This is a genomic window from Paenibacillus profundus (assembly GCF_021369635.1).
GTDB lineage: Bacteria > Bacillota > Bacilli > Paenibacillales > Paenibacillaceae > Paenibacillus_B > Paenibacillus_B profundus.
Genome location: NZ_JAJNBZ010000002.1, coordinates 462,949 through 478,934 on the forward strand (window position 1 = coordinate 462,949; position 15,986 = coordinate 478,934).

Below are 15,986 nucleotides of genomic sequence, written 5' to 3' on the forward strand. Positions count from 1 at the left end.
GTGTACCCCAATGCTTAACCGCGTGGTATGAAGGAGACATGAGTGTACCCCAATGCTTAACCGCGTGGTATGAAGGAGACATGAGTGTACCCCAATGCTCAACCGCGTGATACGAAGGATGCATAAGTGTACCCAATGCTTAACTGTGTGTTATGGCGCCTCATGCGGCAGCGTGACGTGCTGTGCAGTCCGAGGTGTAACGTTGCACTGAAATGGAAGAAGATACGCACAAGGAAATTAACTTATCCCACGTGGAGGTAAGAGCGGTGTCCAAATTATAACGGAAACAGAATTCATCCAAGTACCTCTGAAGATACTTTGCTCCTATCCCATGAAATGTCTTGCCCATCCAATCCCGTGCTTGATTGAATGCTGTATATAGGCGGCCACGGCGATCGACCCGCAAACGCTGGCGGATGATAGACATCTCGGAAGCGGTCTGCGAGACATGGTGAGCGATGAAGTGGTCACATGCGGAGCGGAGCAGTAGCTTGTGGGAAACACAGTCTTGCTTCACAAGCTTCATCTTTACATCCATCAACTCCTCGTCTGGCGTGACGGATTCAGCGATGATGAGAGGAGTTTCCCGGGGATGAAGGTCTGCCGTCGAGGGATATGAGCAGCCATGGAAAGCCACAATGCCTCGAACCTTGCCTTCGAGTGGCTGGCCTGCATCGGCAAGGCTGATCGCAGCACGGATCTTGTGCAGCATCGACCAGGCGGTCTTGTATGTAACCTTAATAATTGAGCTGAGCTTGACTGCATTTATTCCGATATCAGAACGGGAAACGAGCCAGAACGCGGTGATCCATTTCCGTAGGGACGTGCGGCTACCTTCCATGACCGTCCCAACAATAAGGGAGGCCTGATGGCGGCAAGCCCGGCACTCATACAGAGGGAGTCGGCGTGTCCGGATGACATAGGCATGGGCATGATGACAACGTGGACACACAAAGCCTTGCGGCCATTTCAATTGAAACAAAAAGGTCACACAGGAGGACTCTGTACGAAAATAACGCTGTAGGTTCTCTAAAGTGTCAACAGCTTGCCATCTTTTCATCGAAATATCCTCCTCAATCCGTTCTCGTAACAGGTTCAAAAACGGAGCGTATGTTCTATGTTTTTATTATACCAAACAAATGTTCGTAATTCAAGGTTTGTCGGCATTTATTGGGCCATGGTTTGACTAATATTTGCTGGCGATTTTTTTGTAAGTCAATCTGTTGAAATCAGTGAGTGATTTGTTGAAATCAGGTAGTGGTCTACTAAAATCAGTAAGTAGTTAGATGTAACATCCTGAATGAGTGGGAGAGTATTGCTAAGATGTTTATTCAAAATATAGTCGGGTCGGAGCGGTTAAGGATTTGAACATTATTATCGGAGGAAAAAACGGATGGGAGCTACACTAATTTAACGTATGGGAATGCAGCATTAAGGCAGGGTGTAAGAGGAGGATGTCTGAGCGTACAATGGAATGCGTTTGCCGGAAAAAGCAGGGTTGTATTAAGATGGCACTAGCTGAACTGTAGTAGGTCGGTGTAAGAAAAGTGTCGCAGATACCGCTATGCCGGAGAGATACAGATATTGAAGATGCCAAAGAAGGCTAATTTCGGGATGCTGAAAAGAGGTGAGAACATGGGGAAATGGATGACCGTGGCGATGTATTTATTGGTAGCAGCCGGAGTTTTCAATTACCGGGAAGAGGTTCTGGCATGGGTAGCGGGGGTGCAGTCAGCCAGGGATGTAGCTATGATGCTGGAAATGTTTCTGGCGGCTGCGCTCATTTCGTTATTCCCTGTCATACCATTCGGTATTGTCGGAGGAATGATTGGAGCGACGTATGGCCTATGGACGGGAGGATTGTTGAATATGGCCGCTTCGACGTTAGGGGCGGCTGTCATGTTCCTCGCTGCGCGGTATGGCTGTGCGGAACGAGGTAGACGATATATGGAGCGCATTGCTCCGCTTCAGAAGTTGAACGGAATGATGGAGAAGAACCCGGTGATGACTGTTCTGATTGCCCGCACCATTCCGATACTGCCTGCCGCGGCTATCAACATTTATGCAGCTCTGATGTCCGTGCCGTTCATTTCCTTCCTTGTAGCTACGGCGCTAGGCAAGTTGCCTGTCATGCTGGTGTTCGCCTTTGTAGGAGAGCAGTTGCTTGGGGATTGGACTCGGGTGCCAGTGGTGCTGCTTATCTATGCTGTATACTTGGCAGGCGTGTATGCGGTGCACCGCCTCGCAATGCGCGCTCGGAAGGTGTAAGCTCCGTGTCAATCAAAGCGGTTGTACCAATGAGCTAGGGGAGCCCGGAGGATTGACGTACAAACCGGTGAAACCTCCATATGCAATAAAAGAAAGAGTGCCAATGTGGCACTCTTTCTTTAGTAAAAGTTTCTTATTGTGAAGAAACCGATTCAACAATTACTTGTTCAATGCTTCTTCGTAACGCTTCTCAACTGCAGACCAATTTACTACGTTCCAGAACGCAGCAATGTAGTCAGGGCGCTTGTTCTGATATTTCAAGTAGTAAGCATGCTCCCATACGTCCAAACCGAGGACAGCAGTCTTGCCTTCCATCAATGGATTGTCTTGGTTCGCCATGCTGAATACGGACAATTTGCCATTGTTGTCAACTGCTAAGAACGCCCAGCCGCTGCCAAAGCGAGTTGTAGCTGCTTTTGCGAAGTCTTCTTTGAACTTGTCGAGGCCGCCGAGTTCTTGCTCGATCGCTTCTGCCAGCTTGCCGGAAGGCTGTCCACCTGCGTTCGGGCCGATTGTTTCCCAGAACAAGGAGTGATTCGCATGTCCGCCGCCGTTGTTGCGAACAGCTGTGCGGATGCTTTCAGGAACACTGTCCAAGTTGGCAACCAGTTCGTGTACGTCCTTACCTTGCAGTTCAGGAGCGGACTCCAATGCTGCATTCAAGTTCGTTACGTACGTATTGTGGTGACGATCGTGGTGAATCATCATCGTCGTTTCGTCAATGTGTGGTTCCAATGCATTGTTTGCATATGGAAGCGGTGGTAATTGATGTGCCATCATTCATACCTCCCAATAATATGTAAGTGTTCTCCTTCTAATTAAACATGAAGCTGCGGAATAAATCAACATAAATGTTGCAAAAGTCTGTTATTCATTTTTCTTCCGACTTTATATCATTACCCCCAATTTCATCCATTCAAACCTGATGACAAGAACGAAACAGCTTTAACTAAAATTCCACATTTACCATAAAATTAAACCTTTGGATCGATTAAGGTATGTAAACGCTTTATATAAAGCGTTTACAAGAGAAAAAAGGAGATTTTTCTGTGTTTTATGTGGAAATTGAGTGATAAAGGAGGAATTTCGCGTTTTTTGTCGTATTTGTAAATGTACTATACAATAATAATGACATAGAGATTGATGTGACCAGGCGTAGACAGGTGTGAGACAGAGAGATAACCGAACATAAACCAAGCTCAGGATGAGGGAGAGTAAGACATGAACGTTCGATCCTTTCGTTTGTCGGATTATCTTCCGGCTACCCAGTTATTGATGGCATCGTTGTCAGAGGAATGTTGTGAAAAGACGTTGGAAGCATTCGCGCGTCAGTTATCCTTGGATGGTGAGCTTGTGCTCGTCGCCGAGCAGGAACAGAGTAACGGAGAGCAGGCCATTGTCGGACTGGCTATCGGTACCATTGATCGCAATAACGGGTACTATTACCGCCTTGCCGTCCAACCGGATTACCGAAATCAAGGGGTAGGCAAAGCGCTGGTAGCGGGATTGGAGCAGAAGTTCCAGCAACGCCGCGTCAAGAACATTATGATTGCCGCTGATGAGCATACGGAAGTCGTGTTGCCTTGGTTCGAGGCATTAGGGTATGGAGCTAAAGATGTCTTGCGCTCTTTGCAGCAGCTTCGGATTGTAGCCGGTTAAAATGGCTGTTGCATCCACAGAAATAGACAACCAATGATTGTATCTTAAGGCATATCTTTTCAACCGTTGCAATCGGGGAGAAGATATGCTTTTCTATTAATAAAGTTAAAAAGAACGCAAAAGCCGAGGAATAAGCATGGATCATTATGAGAAAGCGCTTGTGAAAAGTTTCAAACACGATGGTCACCTGCACCGTATGTGGCTGGAGAACTGGCTTGTGCCCTCTTCTAAGCGGCACCCGGATCATGCGAAGGAAGATATGCATGTGCTGATTAACTGCCAAACTCCGATTCAAGAGTCTGACGGCAAGCAGTGGGTAAGCAGAATTCCAGCTGTTACATTTTTTATCCCGAAGCAGTGGTTCAATGTCGTCGCGTTAATTGAGGATACAGGAGTACGGTATTATTGCAATATTGCTTCTCCGCCGTACCGATGTGGGCAGACGTTTACCTATATTGATTACGACTTGGATGTCATTCGCATGACGGACGGACAGGTGCAGATCGTCGACCAAGATGAATACGAACAGAATCGCTACATTTACCATTACCCCGAGCTGGTGGAACGTAAAGTAAGTGCGGGATTGGAATGTCTTCTGAACCGTATACGGCACGGCACGGCTCCCTTTCATGAGGAATCGGTATGCTTGTATTATGAAGATTGGAAGCGGGCTGTTGCAGCCACAAGCGGTGAAGATAACCAGTAAGACAATGATGCAGATGGCATGAAGATGCGTGTGTTTGACTTTCTCGGTATGGCTGAACCGTGCTGTCAGAGTGGAAGCACAATGGCGAAAGAACTGGAGATTTACACGAACGGCGCCTGCTCAGGGAATCCGGGTCCCGGGAGTTAGGGCCGTTCTGTTTTACGGCGGTCACTGGGTAGCGATGTGTATATGACGAGTAACGAATGAAGAATGTTGTGGGAATGCTAGCAATAAGGAGGTGAACGGGATGCTCGAATCGATGAAGTCACAAGATGCGCAAGCGAAGTCGGCCGACAGGCAGCCGTATGCGGCACAATCATTCAGATGGCACCAGTTGAAGCAGGAAATTATCGAAGCGGCGCCTTCACTCGGCATTGATCAAGTAGGCTTTACGACGGCAGACCCGTTCATCGAACTGAAGGCGCGGCTTCAGCATTCAGTGGATCAAGGCTATGCCTCGGGCTTTGAGGAGCCTGACTTGGAGAAGCGGACACGGCCTGAATTGTTGCTTGAAGAGGCGCGCTCCATTATAGCCATAGCAGTCGCCTATCCGTCGAAGCTGGAGGGTGCCCCGAAGTCGAAGCACGGCGCTTACCGAGGCTTGTTCGCGCGCACCGCATGGGGAATGGATTACCATCATGTGCTGCGGGACCGTCTGCAACGGCTCGAGGCTTTCATCCGTGAGCGTGTGGCTGATACGGAGCTGCGAATGAAGAGCATGGTGGATACGGGCGAACTAAGCGACCGGGCGGTGGCAGAGCGCGCTGGCATCGGCTTCAGCGGCAAGAATTGCTCGATCATTTCGCCACAGTGGGGATCGTGGATTTATTTGGGGGAGATGATTACGAACATTCCATTTCCCCCCGATCACCCAGTGACGGAGGATTGCGGCGATTGCACGCGCTGTCTCGATGCGTGTCCGACAAGTGCCTTGGTTGGGCCGGGACAGCTGAATGCGCAGCTCTGCATTTCATTCCAGACTCAATCGAAGGATACGCTGAGCCACGAAATGATGGTGAAGATGGGCAATCGGCTTTATGGATGCGATACCTGCCAGATCGTCTGCCCGAAAAATAAGGGGATGAATTGGACGCACCATGAGGAAATGCAGCCAGACTCTGAACAGGCCAAGCCCTTGCTTGTGCCGATGCTGGAGCTGTCGAATCGGCAATTTAAGGAGCAGTTCGGTACAAGTGCAGCTTCTTGGCGGGGGAAAAAGCCGATTCAACGCAATGCCATCGTGGCGCTCGGCAACTTCCGCGATCGGAGCGCAGTGCCTGCCCTGCGGACACTGCTGGTGAGCGACACACGCCCGGAAATTCGGGCAACCGCGGCTTGGGCGCTCGGTCAGATTGGAGGCCCGGAGGCGTGGCAGACTTTACAGCAAGCTCAGAAACGCGAGGAGGATGAAACCGTGCAGCAGGCAATTCAAGAGGCGGAGCAACAATTCGCCACGCATGTAGAACCGCTATACGTGCAGGAAATGGACTCACCCGTCGGTCCATTGACACTTGCCGCGACAGCGACCGGATTGTTCGCCATCGAGTTCGGAGGCGTACTTGAGATGGCAGAGGCGCTGCAAGCGCGCGCGGCGCGCGATTACGGCAAGGTAGCACTGCAGCGCCACCCTGAGCGTCTACAGGAGACGTGCCGACAGTTGGAGGAATATTTCGCAGGAGAACGGCAGACGTTCGAACTGACACTTGATTTGCAAGGAACAACTTTTCAAAAAGAGGTATGGCGGGTATTGATGGATATCCCTTATGGGGAGACGCGATCCTATAAGCAAATTGCGGAAGCTATAGGCAACCCGAAAGCTGTTCGCGCCGTAGGCGGAGCCAACAACCGCAATCCGATTTCTATCGTTGTGCCGTGCCACCGTGTTATCGGAGCGAATGGGCAACTGGTAGGTTACGGCGGAGGCATGAACAAAAAAGAAATATTGTTGCAATTGGAAGGCATTTCATATTGAAATTGCGTGTCTTACCGATTTTAATAGGGGATATTTGTCATACGGAGAGGGACATGCTATCATAATTGCGGTAGAGTTGCACAAAATCGTGCTTTTTTACGTATGAATGTACAGCTTTCAAACTAGATGATGTTGGGGTGACCAGGGGCAGATGTGGTATTGGATAACAGGAATCGTAATGCTTATCGTGGGCGTTATTATCGGCTTTGCCGTCGGTGTATTTTATTTGCGTAAACAGATGGAGAAGATGCAGTCCGACCCTCAGATGCTGCAGAAGATGGCGAAGCAGATGGGGTATAATTTGAATTCGAAACAGATGCAGAAAGCACAGCAAATGATGAAGAACAACAATAAAAAGAAGTAATCGTACGGTGCGGCACTTGACTCGCACGGCACGGTGAAAGGAGGAACGGTCGTGGCTGGCTTGAAAGATTATGTTAACATGAAGGTTGGTACGAATCGTGAACAGATCGAGTACCACGTGAAGGAAATTCTGAAGCTTGTCGGAGAGGATGTCGAGCGGGAAGGATTGCTAGAAACTCCGGCGCGTGTGACCCGTATGTATGAAGAGATCTTCGCGGGCTACGAAGTCGATCCTCGGGATGTGCTAGGGGTAACTTTTGACGAACGGCACGAAGAACTTGTCATCGTAAAAGATATTACGTATTATAGCCAATGCGAGCATCACATGGCGCCTTTCTTCGGCAAGGTGCATATCGGTTACATTCCAAGCGGTAAGATTGCCGGCTTAAGCAAGTTGGCCCGTCTGGTTGAAGCGGTGTCGCGGCGTTTGCAGGTACAAGAACGCATTACCTCGCAAATTGCTGATATAATGGATGAGGTGTTGCAGCCTCACGGTGTGATGGTCGTCGTCGAAGGCGAGCATTTGTGCATGTGCGCACGCGGAGTGAAGAAGCCTGGCAGCAAAACCGTCACATCGGCGGTGCGGGGCAGCTTCCGAAGTGACGCGGCACAGCGCGCGGAATTTTTGTCTCTAATTAAGTAATTAGGTGCAAGTGGGTTAACAGAACAAATGGAACCCGTTCCGGGCAATGGAACGGGTTTTTTTGAATTCAGACAGGAGGAATGACAAGAGCTCATGACACAGGCAAACATAGAGCAATTGGAAGCAAATGCAGGTCAGGGGACGGAAATGACGGAACAGGAGGCCGCTTGGGCGAGGCTGTATGAAGCAGCCACGGCATTCAAGAAACAAGGAAGCTGGAATTGGATGTCCGATAACTGCATCTTCGGCGTATTGAACCCAGAGGACGGCAAGGTTGGCTATTGCAGTATTATGGGAGCAAGTGAAACTTTGTTCGGCCTTGCCGTGTTCCGCGGCGGAGAAGGCTTGGAAAGCTTGAATGATATGCTGTTGGAGCGCGACGAGCGTTATGCTTGGCTTCACCGTCAAAAATGCATGATGGCTACGTATGAGGACCGTACGGATTTGGAGAAGCATGATCTGGCGCAAATTAAGGAACTTGGATTCCGCTTCCGCGGCCGCAACGCGTGGCCAATGTTCCGAGCGTATGATCCGGGGCTTGTTCCATGGACGCTTGATGAGAACCAGGTTCGGTTCTTGACGACTGCGTTGGAGCAGGCTATAGATCTTGCGGCTCGGGTAAAGAAGGATGAAGAGCTTCTGACGCCGCCGACTTCAGGGCAGGTGCTCGTTCGCGCGCAGGAGAATGGCGAGTGGATTGACCGTTGGCTCGATCCAGACTTTGTGTTGAATCGTCCGGTGAAAGTCGAGTTCGAGAATCAGGACCGTCTGAACGATATCATGCGGCGCTTCCCGAACAAGAAAGGTCACTGGGAGACGGAATTTTTCTATGCGCCGGTAGCAGTTAAGGGAGAAGGCGAACGTCCATATTATCCGCGTCTTTGTCTGTGGGTGGATCGGCTGACGCGAGCAGCGGTCGGTTTCCATGTTGCCTATGACAGCAATTTCGAGCAGGAGTTCTTGGAGCATTTCTTACAGCTCATCGAGGAGAAGGGAGCTCGTCCGCAGAAGCTCATCATCCGCACGAACGATGGGGTGGACTTGTTCGAGAAGACGGCGCAGCGCTTGAAGATTCGCATTGAGCGCGAACCGCGTCTCGTCTACTTGGAAGAAGCGCGTGGCGATTTGTTCGAATATTTCACCAAGCAGGAAGGGTAATGCGGAATAGGTAGGCGACCGCTATCATTAACGATATGAAGCAGATATTAGGCATCTCTTTGTCGTAATTGGCAGGAGGTGCCTATTTTTTATGAGATCATGTATGATAGGGAATTAAGGAGGGATACATATGAAATTGTTCACTGTGGATGCATTTACGGATAAGCCGTTCCGCGGTAATCCCGCAGCGGTTTGTCTGCTGGAACATGAGATGGACAGCGAACAGATGCAGCAGATCGCGATGGAGATGAATTTGTCGGAAACGGCGTTCATCATCCCATTGGAAGAAGGAGACCGCTCCCGCTATCGCCTGCGCTGGTTCACGCCGCAGGTGGAAGTAGACCTATGCGGGCACGCTACGCTGGCGAGCGCGCATGTGTTGCGTGAGCAGGGGCTAGCGGAGGGAGAACGAATCGCTTTTGAGACGATGAGCGGCACGCTCTACGCTCTCTATGGGGAGAATGGACAAATCACGCTCGACTTTCCGGCGTCATCTATCGTGATGGTCAGTGATGAAGGTCTGCAGGGACGGTTGGAAGAAGCGCTGGGCTGCTCCATACAGGGGATGGCGCGCAGCCGCATCGAATTGCTGGTCGAGGCAGACTCAGAGCAGACGGTGCGTGAATTAAAGCCGGATTGGGAGAAGCTCCTGCGCTGCGATGAGGAAGTGATTGGCGTACTCGTGACCGCTCCTTCCGCTCCGGGACGAACGGATAGGGCGGACTTTGTCTCCCGCTGCTTCTTTCCAAGTCTCGGTGTAAATGAAGATCCGGTAACAGGATCCGCGCACTGTACGATGGCTCCTTATTGGGCGCAGAAATGGGGACGGACCTCGTTCATCGGAGAACAGTGCTCTGCCCGCGGAGGCATGGTGCAGGTAGAGTTGCAGGGGGAGCGGGCATTGCTGACAGGTCAGGCCGTCACTGTGATGGAAGGGAAATTAACGATAGACTAGACCATCAAATGCTTCATCCATGAATACCATGCAATAATGGACTGCGCCCGCCGCCGCTCGGTCGAAGGCTGCAGCTCAATGCCATGCTGGCGCATTAGTTGCACCGCTTCCTCATCGGATATTTGACCGTCACGATACATGCATTGCAACAGGATGTCGCGGATGGCCGGCTTGGAGAAAAGCTTACGAACGATAGCTTCATGCCGACCCTGCATCGGCAGTTGCATCAAGTCTCTTCCTTCAGCGGTCAGCCGGACGGCCATGCCGTCAGTAGAGCGGTAGGTCTCGATCAGCCCGTAATAGACGCCGACATTAACGTAGTAGTCGGTCTGCCGTGGAGCGAACCGGTATATCCGGTGAATATCCGCCTTCAACAAGTCCTCCTCCGTCAACAGCTCCATGACGTTCATAAAGCGTTCGAACGAGTTCGCTTGCGGGAAGGGGGCTGCATCTGGCTCAACTTCCACTGGCGTTTCTGCGGCAATGGCCAAAATACGCTCTTTCGTCATCCCGCCCTCAATCCGGTATGCGCAGCTGCGAACAAGCGAGATGGAATCGTAGCGGAGTGGTTCAGTAAACTGATATTCAAACAAATAATAGATTCCGTCCGAATAGAGAAAATAGATTGGAATGACCGGCTTCGTCAGCTGCGGGCGCTGGTTAAGCGCCCGGTAAGGGTAGTAGAGCTGACGGACGCAGAAGTCCTGCGGAATTTTATTTTTCGCTTCCAAAATGAGAATTTCCCGCATCGTTTCAAATCCGGCGTCGATCTCCATCTGTTGACTGCGTTCCACCTGAAGCGGTTCCAAATATGAGCCTACATAGAAAGAGAATTCCGGTGATCGCATCCGCCCGCTGAACGTTAATTCCAGCGGTTCGGAGCTTTCGATGCCGCGAAATCGATGCAGCATGTCGGTCATATGGGCGGTATGAAGCGCGTTCGCTTCACTGGTGGAGCTTGTCCCGTCGGCTTGAATCGTCTGAAAGGCAGGAAAGCGAAGATACGCTTTCTCTACCGCAATGTTCTCAATGGGATCAAGCGGATGAAAAATCGGAAACGGAGCGATAATGTACACGCCGTTCGATACCGGCAGGATGCCAAGTTGATGATCGGCAAAGCAGGGTGACAGCTCGCCGGAGGAGTCGAATTTGCACTGCAGGCGTGCCTGCACACCGGGACGCAGTCCATTGATTTGTTCGCTCGTGATCGTGAAGAAGCCCTGCGCTTCAATGTGCTCCAAAATCCGATATTGCTCGAACAGCTCGTTCCAGATCAGGTCCTTCTGTCTTAGCCTGCTTGTCGTCACTTCCGTTTCCCCGCCTTCAGTGAAGTTCGTAATTCAATACCAGCACCTCGTCCACGTTGCCACGCGCGCTTGCCTTGGAATTGATGTTGCGCCGGGCTTGCACGATATGGATATGAAAATCGGCATACAGCTCCAAAATAAAGTCTGTCGCATGATTGGACAGCATGACATATACTCCGCGATCACTCAAATCCCGGAACACTTCGGCTAAGCGCCGCTGCTCCTCACGGCCGAATCCTTCCTTGGCATACGAAGTAAAGGCGGCGGTCTTCGTCAGCACGTCATAGGGCGGATCGAAATAGACGAAGTCCCCGGCTTGAGCTCCGTTGACGGCTGCGTTGAAGTCCCCTTCTGTAATGCGGATGTCCGTACGGTTAAAATAAGCGGATATATCCCGGATTGTCTCTTCCTGTACGATATCCGGCTGCTTGTATTTGCCGAACGGGACGTTGAACTGCCCCGACGCATTGACACGATATAAACCGTTATAGCATGTCCGATTTAAAAAAATCAGGCGCGCGGCCCGCTCAACGGGAGATAGTTGCACATAAGCTTCCGCATCGCGATCCCATGCCCGCACTTCATAGTAATAGCTCTCTTCATTCCGATGGATGCGGAGCGCTTCAATAAGCTGATCCGGCTGCTGCTTTATCGTACGGTAGAGGTTGATGAGCTCCGGATTGACGTCGTTAATAACAGCCCGCTCAGGCGCGATGTTGAACAAGAGCGCCGCACCGCCGATGAACGGCTCGAAATACGAAGCTTGGTTCCAATTCATTTGCGGTAGGCGGCTGTGGATTTCGGAGAGCAGTTGGCGCTTGCCGCCTGCCCATTTTACGACCGGTTTCAGCAAATCACCTCACCCCTTTCTATTGTAATGTACTCTTTAGTATGCACCGAAACAAAAGAAAAAAGCGGCGGTGGAGCCGCTTAGACTGCGGATAGTCGTGTGAGGCAATGGAAGCCGCACATGAGTTCGCGTTTGTCTTCTATTGTACAGAACGAAGGGGGAGAGGCGCAACAACGAAAACGGGGATCTTCAATAAGGCGTCCACTTCACCTTGCGGGCTTGGCTGAAGCGTTCGGCTACGGCTGGCCAATAGACGATATGCCACCAGTCATCGATATATTTGGCGCGCTCATTTTGATGCTTCAAATAGTAAGCATGCTCCCACACGTCAAGCGGCAGCAGCGGAATAACATCCCATTGGGACAGATTTTGATGCTTCTCTGCCTGAAGGATTTCAAGCCTGCGGCTGCGTGGACTCCAGACAAGGATGGTCCATCCGCTGCCTTCCACTTTCTCAGCCGCTTTGGAAAATTGCTGCTTAAAGGCGTCGACGCTTCCGAAATCATGTTCAATCTGCTTACGCAAAGCGCCTGCAGGTTGCCCGCCGCCGCGAGGATTCATAATGTCCCAGAAGATCGTGTGCAAATAATGGCCGGCACCGTTAAAGGCGAGTTCATTCTCCCAGTATTTAATCAGATCGAAGTTGCCGGTACGACGTGATTCGGCAAGCGCGAGTTCGGCTTTGTTCAAGCCATCCACGTAACTCTGATGATGCTTGTCATGGTGGATGCGCATCGTCGTCTCATCGATATAAGGCTCGAGCGCATTGTAGGCGTAAGGCAGCGGAGGCAGACGATGTCCGCCGATAGGGACAAAGGCTTCATCCGCTCGCTCCGAGGATTCGTAGCTAGATGCCGATGTGGAATCTGGGAGTGGCTGGTTCGCGGATCGGGACGCGGAGCTGTATATAGGTTCGACGCTATTGCTGCGTACAGACGAAGCATTGAACGCTCCTGCGGGTGTTGAATTTTGCCGTCCTCCGCCGGGATGCCAAGCCTGCGAGTTACCGATATAGGCGCGTACGCCCGGTTGCTGATGTGACGTATTCACGGATTCGTACAATTCCTCCTTGGCGTCGAATGCCGATGTAGTCCAGTTCGGCATTCCGCTATTTGATGGGCTCACTTGGTATGGGGAAGCATTGCCCCTGTCGATTGCCGCGTGAATGTGCGCCATTGGCTGGGCGACGCCCTCTGCCGCATTAGATGCGCCATGACTTACCAAAGTGAACGGTGCTTGCGTAAGCTCCTGCACGACGTTCAGGAAATATTGGGACTCGCTTGCAATATGATCGATTACAATCGGAGCAAGCGGGATGCTCTGCACCGCCTGGCTATGCCGCTTCACTTGCTCAAGCTGCTGTAGGAACTGCTCCGATTGATACACAGATGCCTTCAGCAGCAGCTCAAGCTGGTGCTGAAGCGAGGCATCCATTGCATGCGGATGATTCACGACGCTGTCCAGCCATGCGGCGGCGGTTGATTCGGTCTTGGCAAAGACCTGCTCCCATTCCAGCAGCAGTTGAACATATACTTCCTCTAGCTGGGGCACGATGGCCCGAATCACCTCGGTATGTTCCTTCTCCTGTCTCTTCCAGAATACGATTTCTTCTAGCAAGCGAACCGGCATCAGCGGCCCGTAAACATGCAGCAATGCACTCCCTCCTTCCGCCCTAAGCTCCTTACTATTGCGTGTTCAAAAAGACCACTTTTCAGCGCCAAGAAGGTTGCAAGAACCCGAAGCGTATGATTCCGAAGCGAGTTTATCTCCGCAAAAAAGATTTGATACCGAATTCTATCTTGAGATACTTCGTGATCAAAAGAGGGCTTTTTGAAAAACCTCTACTAGTGTATTAGCGGCAGAGGTTGGACTATGAGAAAGAGCACAAAAAACCGTAAGCTCGGAGGCTTACGGCTTTGCGATCATATATCCTTCATCGGTATGATAGGCTGCGTTAAGAAAAGCGGCCGCTTTGCCCAAATATTCCTTGCGGTGTGTGCGATAAATAAGTTCATGCTGCACATCCGGCACAATCCATGACTCCGAAAGTTTATTCGACTGGCGGGCGGAAAGCTGCTCCGATATTTCGTAGGGCGCTTTTGTGTCCGCAGTACCGTGAATGAAGAAGGTCGGAATAGCGTAGTTAGTCGCCTTCACTTCATTGTACGGAATTTGCTGCAGGCTCGTGCCGTTCAGAGCGGGGAAGAAGGCCCGCAGTAAATCGAGTGACGGATGCTTCGGCAATGAAATGTACTGCGTTAAGTTATGATACAGCGTATCCGGTTCGAGCAAGAACGTGCTGTCCAGTATCATGGCATCGATATCTTGAGAGAGAAGCGATGCTTGCAGGGCGGTACCCGCCCCCATGGAGAAGCCCCAGACGACGATATGCTCCGCTCCGCGTTCCTTGGCAAGCTGTACGGCACCGAGCAATTGCTCCTTCTCGAGACGGCCGCCGGTCGCCTTCGTCTTATGCTGTTCGGAAGCAAATCCGTAATCGAACATGACCACATTATAATCAAGCCGATGCGCAAATTGCGCTAAGTCATACATCGGCACCCAATATTCTTCCCGGTTGGCTCCATAGCCATGGCTGAATATTATCGTCCGTTTGGACGTTTTATCGGAAGGGATGTACCAACCGTCTACTAAGGTATGACCATCTCTGGCAGGGAACGCAACCGTTTCATAACGCATGCCCTTCGCCTCCATCGGGTTCGAGAAGAGCGGAGGAACCTGCGGATTGGCGAACATCCATGCAATAAAGCCATGCAATGCCAGAAAAATAAGAAGTGCGGCAACCACCGTCGACAAAGAGAGCGCGATCGCCACATGCTTCAATCGAATGCGCCGGGCGACAGCAGGAGCAGATCCGGAAGGAGCAAGCCATTCGGGGTGAAGCGATGGAGATGTTACGACAGGTGTGTTCATATGCATGACCTCCTCCAGGATGTGTTGGGCAACGATGATTGTGTTGATTTTCGACAAAATCTGATGAATATAGAACTAAAGTCCCGCAAAGGGGCTCGACCTTGCAAACGTTTTAAGCTGTACTACCATCGTATGCGGTAAACCGCTTAGGGTCAACGAATCTGCTCGATTTGTAAGGTGAATGTAACGTTGCCGTAACATTGAAACATCATTGTAAAAAATGTCGAAATCAGGGACGTTAGTCGGAGATGGAAAATTGATTGTAGTCTCTTTACGACGCAGGAAAAGGACGTTATACTAGATGTAACAAAGTTTCATTCTGTGGAACGAAAGAGGGAGATTCACGTGGAGGAACGCGGGAAGTTGACTGTTCGCGCGGTGGAACGCGCACTTGATATATTGATGTGCTTCGCAAATGAACGCGATTTGAGCTTAACGGAAATTGCATCGCAGGTGGGCTTGAATAAGAGCACGGTCCATCGGCTGATGGCGACGCTGGAGGAGCGGGGATTTGTAATCCGCAATGGCGACAAGTATCGCCTGGGCTACCGGATATGGGAGCTTGCCGCGAATTTGACGCAGGTAGACGACCCAGCACAGCTGCTGCTGCCGGACATGGAGCACCTGCGTGATCAGATTGGCGAAACGGTGAGTTTGTATGTAAGGGACGGCAAAGACCGTATCCGCATTCAAGCCGTACAGAGCAATCAGGCGATTCGGCGGGTCGCGCCGGTAGGCGCCAAGCTGCCCCTCTTTGTCGGAGCGTCAAGCAAGGTGCTGCTTGCGTTCGCCGAGCCGTATGAGCGTGATGCTGCGCTGCAGGATTCGGGCTGGCCACCGAGCATGGATCGGGAGACGTACTTGAGCCAGCTGGAGGAAGTTCGCAGCTTAGGGTACGCGATTAGCGTAGAAGAACGGGAGCCGGGTGCAGCGGCGGTGTCCGTGCCGATATTCGACCGCAGTCATCAGCTTGCCGCCGCTCTGTCCGTATCTGGACCAGTGAGCCGTATGTCGATGGAGACGCTGCGTGCCTGTGCGCCGCAGCTGATGGAGGCGGCACGGCGAATGGAGACGATGCTGCGCACGGTGATGTAGCTAGGATAGAAACAAATTGGGGTCAAGGATATCCACTGGAGAGACCTGACGATTGCCTTTGAATCCGAGTCATCACCGC

The 15,986-nt window shown here is 51.3% G+C and carries 15 protein-coding genes and 1 pseudogene; 10 read left to right on the forward strand and 6 right to left on the reverse strand.

Features of this window, described 5'->3' with window-relative positions; all coding sequences use genetic code 11:
- Nucleotides 1-160: 160 nt before the first annotated feature.
- The gene (locus LQV63_RS05020; RefSeq protein WP_233695878.1) at nt 161-1,060 is read right to left on the reverse strand and encodes a transposase; all 900 of its coding nucleotides are present in this window, start codon (nt 1,058-1,060) and stop codon (nt 161-163) included.
- A gap of 575 nt (nt 1,061-1,635) precedes the next feature.
- Between LQV63_RS05020 and LQV63_RS05025 the strand changes: the two genes are divergently transcribed.
- Nucleotides 1,636-2,268 (forward strand): TVP38/TMEM64 family protein, encoded by a 633-nt coding sequence (locus LQV63_RS05025; RefSeq protein WP_233695879.1) that lies wholly within the window; start codon nt 1,636-1,638, stop codon nt 2,266-2,268.
- Between the two features lie 159 nt (nt 2,269-2,427).
- Here LQV63_RS05025 and LQV63_RS05030 read toward each other — a convergent pair whose 3' ends face one another.
- Nucleotides 2,428-3,045 (reverse strand): superoxide dismutase, encoded by a 618-nt coding sequence (locus tag LQV63_RS05030; RefSeq protein WP_233695921.1) that lies wholly within the window; start codon nt 3,043-3,045, stop codon nt 2,428-2,430.
- Between the two features lie 444 nt (nt 3,046-3,489).
- Here LQV63_RS05030 and LQV63_RS05035 point away from each other — a divergent pair, with 444 nt between their 5' ends.
- From LQV63_RS05035 to LQV63_RS05075, 8 genes and pseudogenes are all read left to right on the forward strand, one after another.
- The gene (locus LQV63_RS05035) at nt 3,490-3,927 is read left to right on the forward strand and encodes a GNAT family N-acetyltransferase (RefSeq protein WP_019420998.1); all 438 of its coding nucleotides are present in this window, start codon (nt 3,490-3,492) and stop codon (nt 3,925-3,927) included.
- Nucleotides 3,928-4,063: 136 nt separating this feature from the next.
- Nucleotides 4,064-4,633, forward strand: coding sequence for a DUF402 domain-containing protein (locus LQV63_RS05040; protein WP_233695880.1), 570 nt, complete (start codon nt 4,064-4,066; stop codon nt 4,631-4,633).
- Between the two features lie 81 nt (nt 4,634-4,714).
- Nucleotides 4,715-4,805, forward strand: a pseudogene (locus LQV63_RS05045) (ribonuclease HI); the annotation flags it as partial.
- Between the two features lie 75 nt (nt 4,806-4,880).
- Nucleotides 4,881-6,605, forward strand: coding sequence for a tRNA epoxyqueuosine(34) reductase QueG (gene queG, locus LQV63_RS31315; protein ID WP_267933884.1), 1,725 nt, complete (start codon nt 4,881-4,883; stop codon nt 6,603-6,605).
- Between the two features lie 151 nt (nt 6,606-6,756).
- Nucleotides 6,757-6,969: a YneF family protein gene (locus LQV63_RS05060; RefSeq protein WP_019421001.1), complete on the forward strand. Its 213-nt coding sequence runs from the start codon at nt 6,757-6,759 to the stop codon at nt 6,967-6,969.
- A gap of 51 nt (nt 6,970-7,020) precedes the next feature.
- The gene (gene folE / locus LQV63_RS05065; RefSeq protein WP_019421002.1) at nt 7,021-7,611 is read left to right on the forward strand and encodes a GTP cyclohydrolase I FolE; all 591 of its coding nucleotides are present in this window, start codon (nt 7,021-7,023) and stop codon (nt 7,609-7,611) included.
- Between the two features lie 93 nt (nt 7,612-7,704).
- Nucleotides 7,705-8,769: a DUF7309 domain-containing protein gene (locus LQV63_RS05070; RefSeq protein ID WP_233695881.1), complete on the forward strand. Its 1,065-nt coding sequence runs from the start codon at nt 7,705-7,707 to the stop codon at nt 8,767-8,769.
- 130 nt (nt 8,770-8,899) lie between these two features.
- The gene (locus LQV63_RS05075) at nt 8,900-9,724 is read left to right on the forward strand and encodes a PhzF family phenazine biosynthesis protein (RefSeq protein ID WP_233695882.1); all 825 of its coding nucleotides are present in this window, start codon (nt 8,900-8,902) and stop codon (nt 9,722-9,724) included.
- Here the strand turns inward: LQV63_RS05075 and LQV63_RS05080 are convergent.
- From LQV63_RS05080 to LQV63_RS05095, 4 genes are all read right to left on the reverse strand, one after another.
- Nucleotides 9,721-11,031, reverse strand: coding sequence for a type II restriction enzyme (locus LQV63_RS05080; protein ID WP_233695883.1), 1,311 nt, complete (start codon nt 11,029-11,031; stop codon nt 9,721-9,723). The two genes, LQV63_RS05075 and LQV63_RS05080, sit on opposite strands and share 4 nt — an antisense overlap.
- Nucleotides 11,032-11,047: 16 nt before the next feature.
- Nucleotides 11,048-11,884, reverse strand: coding sequence for a DNA adenine methylase (locus tag LQV63_RS05085; protein ID WP_233695884.1), 837 nt, complete (start codon nt 11,882-11,884; stop codon nt 11,048-11,050).
- 186 nt (nt 11,885-12,070) lie between these two features.
- Entirely contained in the window at nt 12,071-13,534 is a 1,464-nt protein-coding gene (locus LQV63_RS05090; protein ID WP_233695885.1) for a Fe-Mn family superoxide dismutase, read from the reverse strand.
- Between the two features lie 255 nt (nt 13,535-13,789).
- Entirely contained in the window at nt 13,790-14,812 is a 1,023-nt protein-coding gene (locus LQV63_RS05095) for an alpha/beta hydrolase (RefSeq protein ID WP_019421008.1), read from the reverse strand.
- A gap of 345 nt (nt 14,813-15,157) precedes the next feature.
- Between LQV63_RS05095 and LQV63_RS05100 the strand changes: the two genes are divergently transcribed.
- Nucleotides 15,158-15,907 carry an IclR family transcriptional regulator gene (locus tag LQV63_RS05100; RefSeq protein ID WP_233695886.1) on the forward strand — a complete coding sequence of 250 codons (750 nt, stop codon included), beginning with the start codon at nt 15,158-15,160 and terminating at the stop codon, nt 15,905-15,907.
- Nucleotides 15,908-15,986 lie beyond the last annotated feature (79 nt).

Coding starts and splice junctions, on each gene's coding strand:
- LQV63_RS05030 (WP_233695921.1), bottom strand. CDS start 3,045: ATGGCACATCAATTACCACCGCTTCCATATGCAAACAATGCATTGGAA.
- LQV63_RS05025 (WP_233695879.1), top strand. CDS start 1,636: ATGGGGAAATGGATGACCGTGGCGATGTATTTATTGGTAGCAGCCGGA.
- queG (WP_267933884.1), top strand. CDS start 4,881: ATGCTCGAATCGATGAAGTCACAAGATGCGCAAGCGAAGTCGGCCGAC.
- LQV63_RS05035 (WP_019420998.1), top strand. CDS start 3,490: ATGAACGTTCGATCCTTTCGTTTGTCGGATTATCTTCCGGCTACCCAG.
- LQV63_RS05075 (WP_233695882.1), top strand. CDS start 8,900: ATGAAATTGTTCACTGTGGATGCATTTACGGATAAGCCGTTCCGCGGT.
- LQV63_RS05095 (WP_019421008.1), bottom strand. CDS start 14,812: ATGAACACACCTGTCGTAACATCTCCATCGCTTCACCCCGAATGGCTT.
- LQV63_RS05040 (WP_233695880.1), top strand. CDS start 4,064: ATGGATCATTATGAGAAAGCGCTTGTGAAAAGTTTCAAACACGATGGT.
- LQV63_RS05060 (WP_019421001.1), top strand. CDS start 6,757: ATGTGGTATTGGATAACAGGAATCGTAATGCTTATCGTGGGCGTTATT.
- LQV63_RS05070 (WP_233695881.1), top strand. CDS start 7,705: ATGACACAGGCAAACATAGAGCAATTGGAAGCAAATGCAGGTCAGGGG.
- LQV63_RS05020 (WP_233695878.1), bottom strand. CDS start 1,060: ATGAAAAGATGGCAAGCTGTTGACACTTTAGAGAACCTACAGCGTTAT.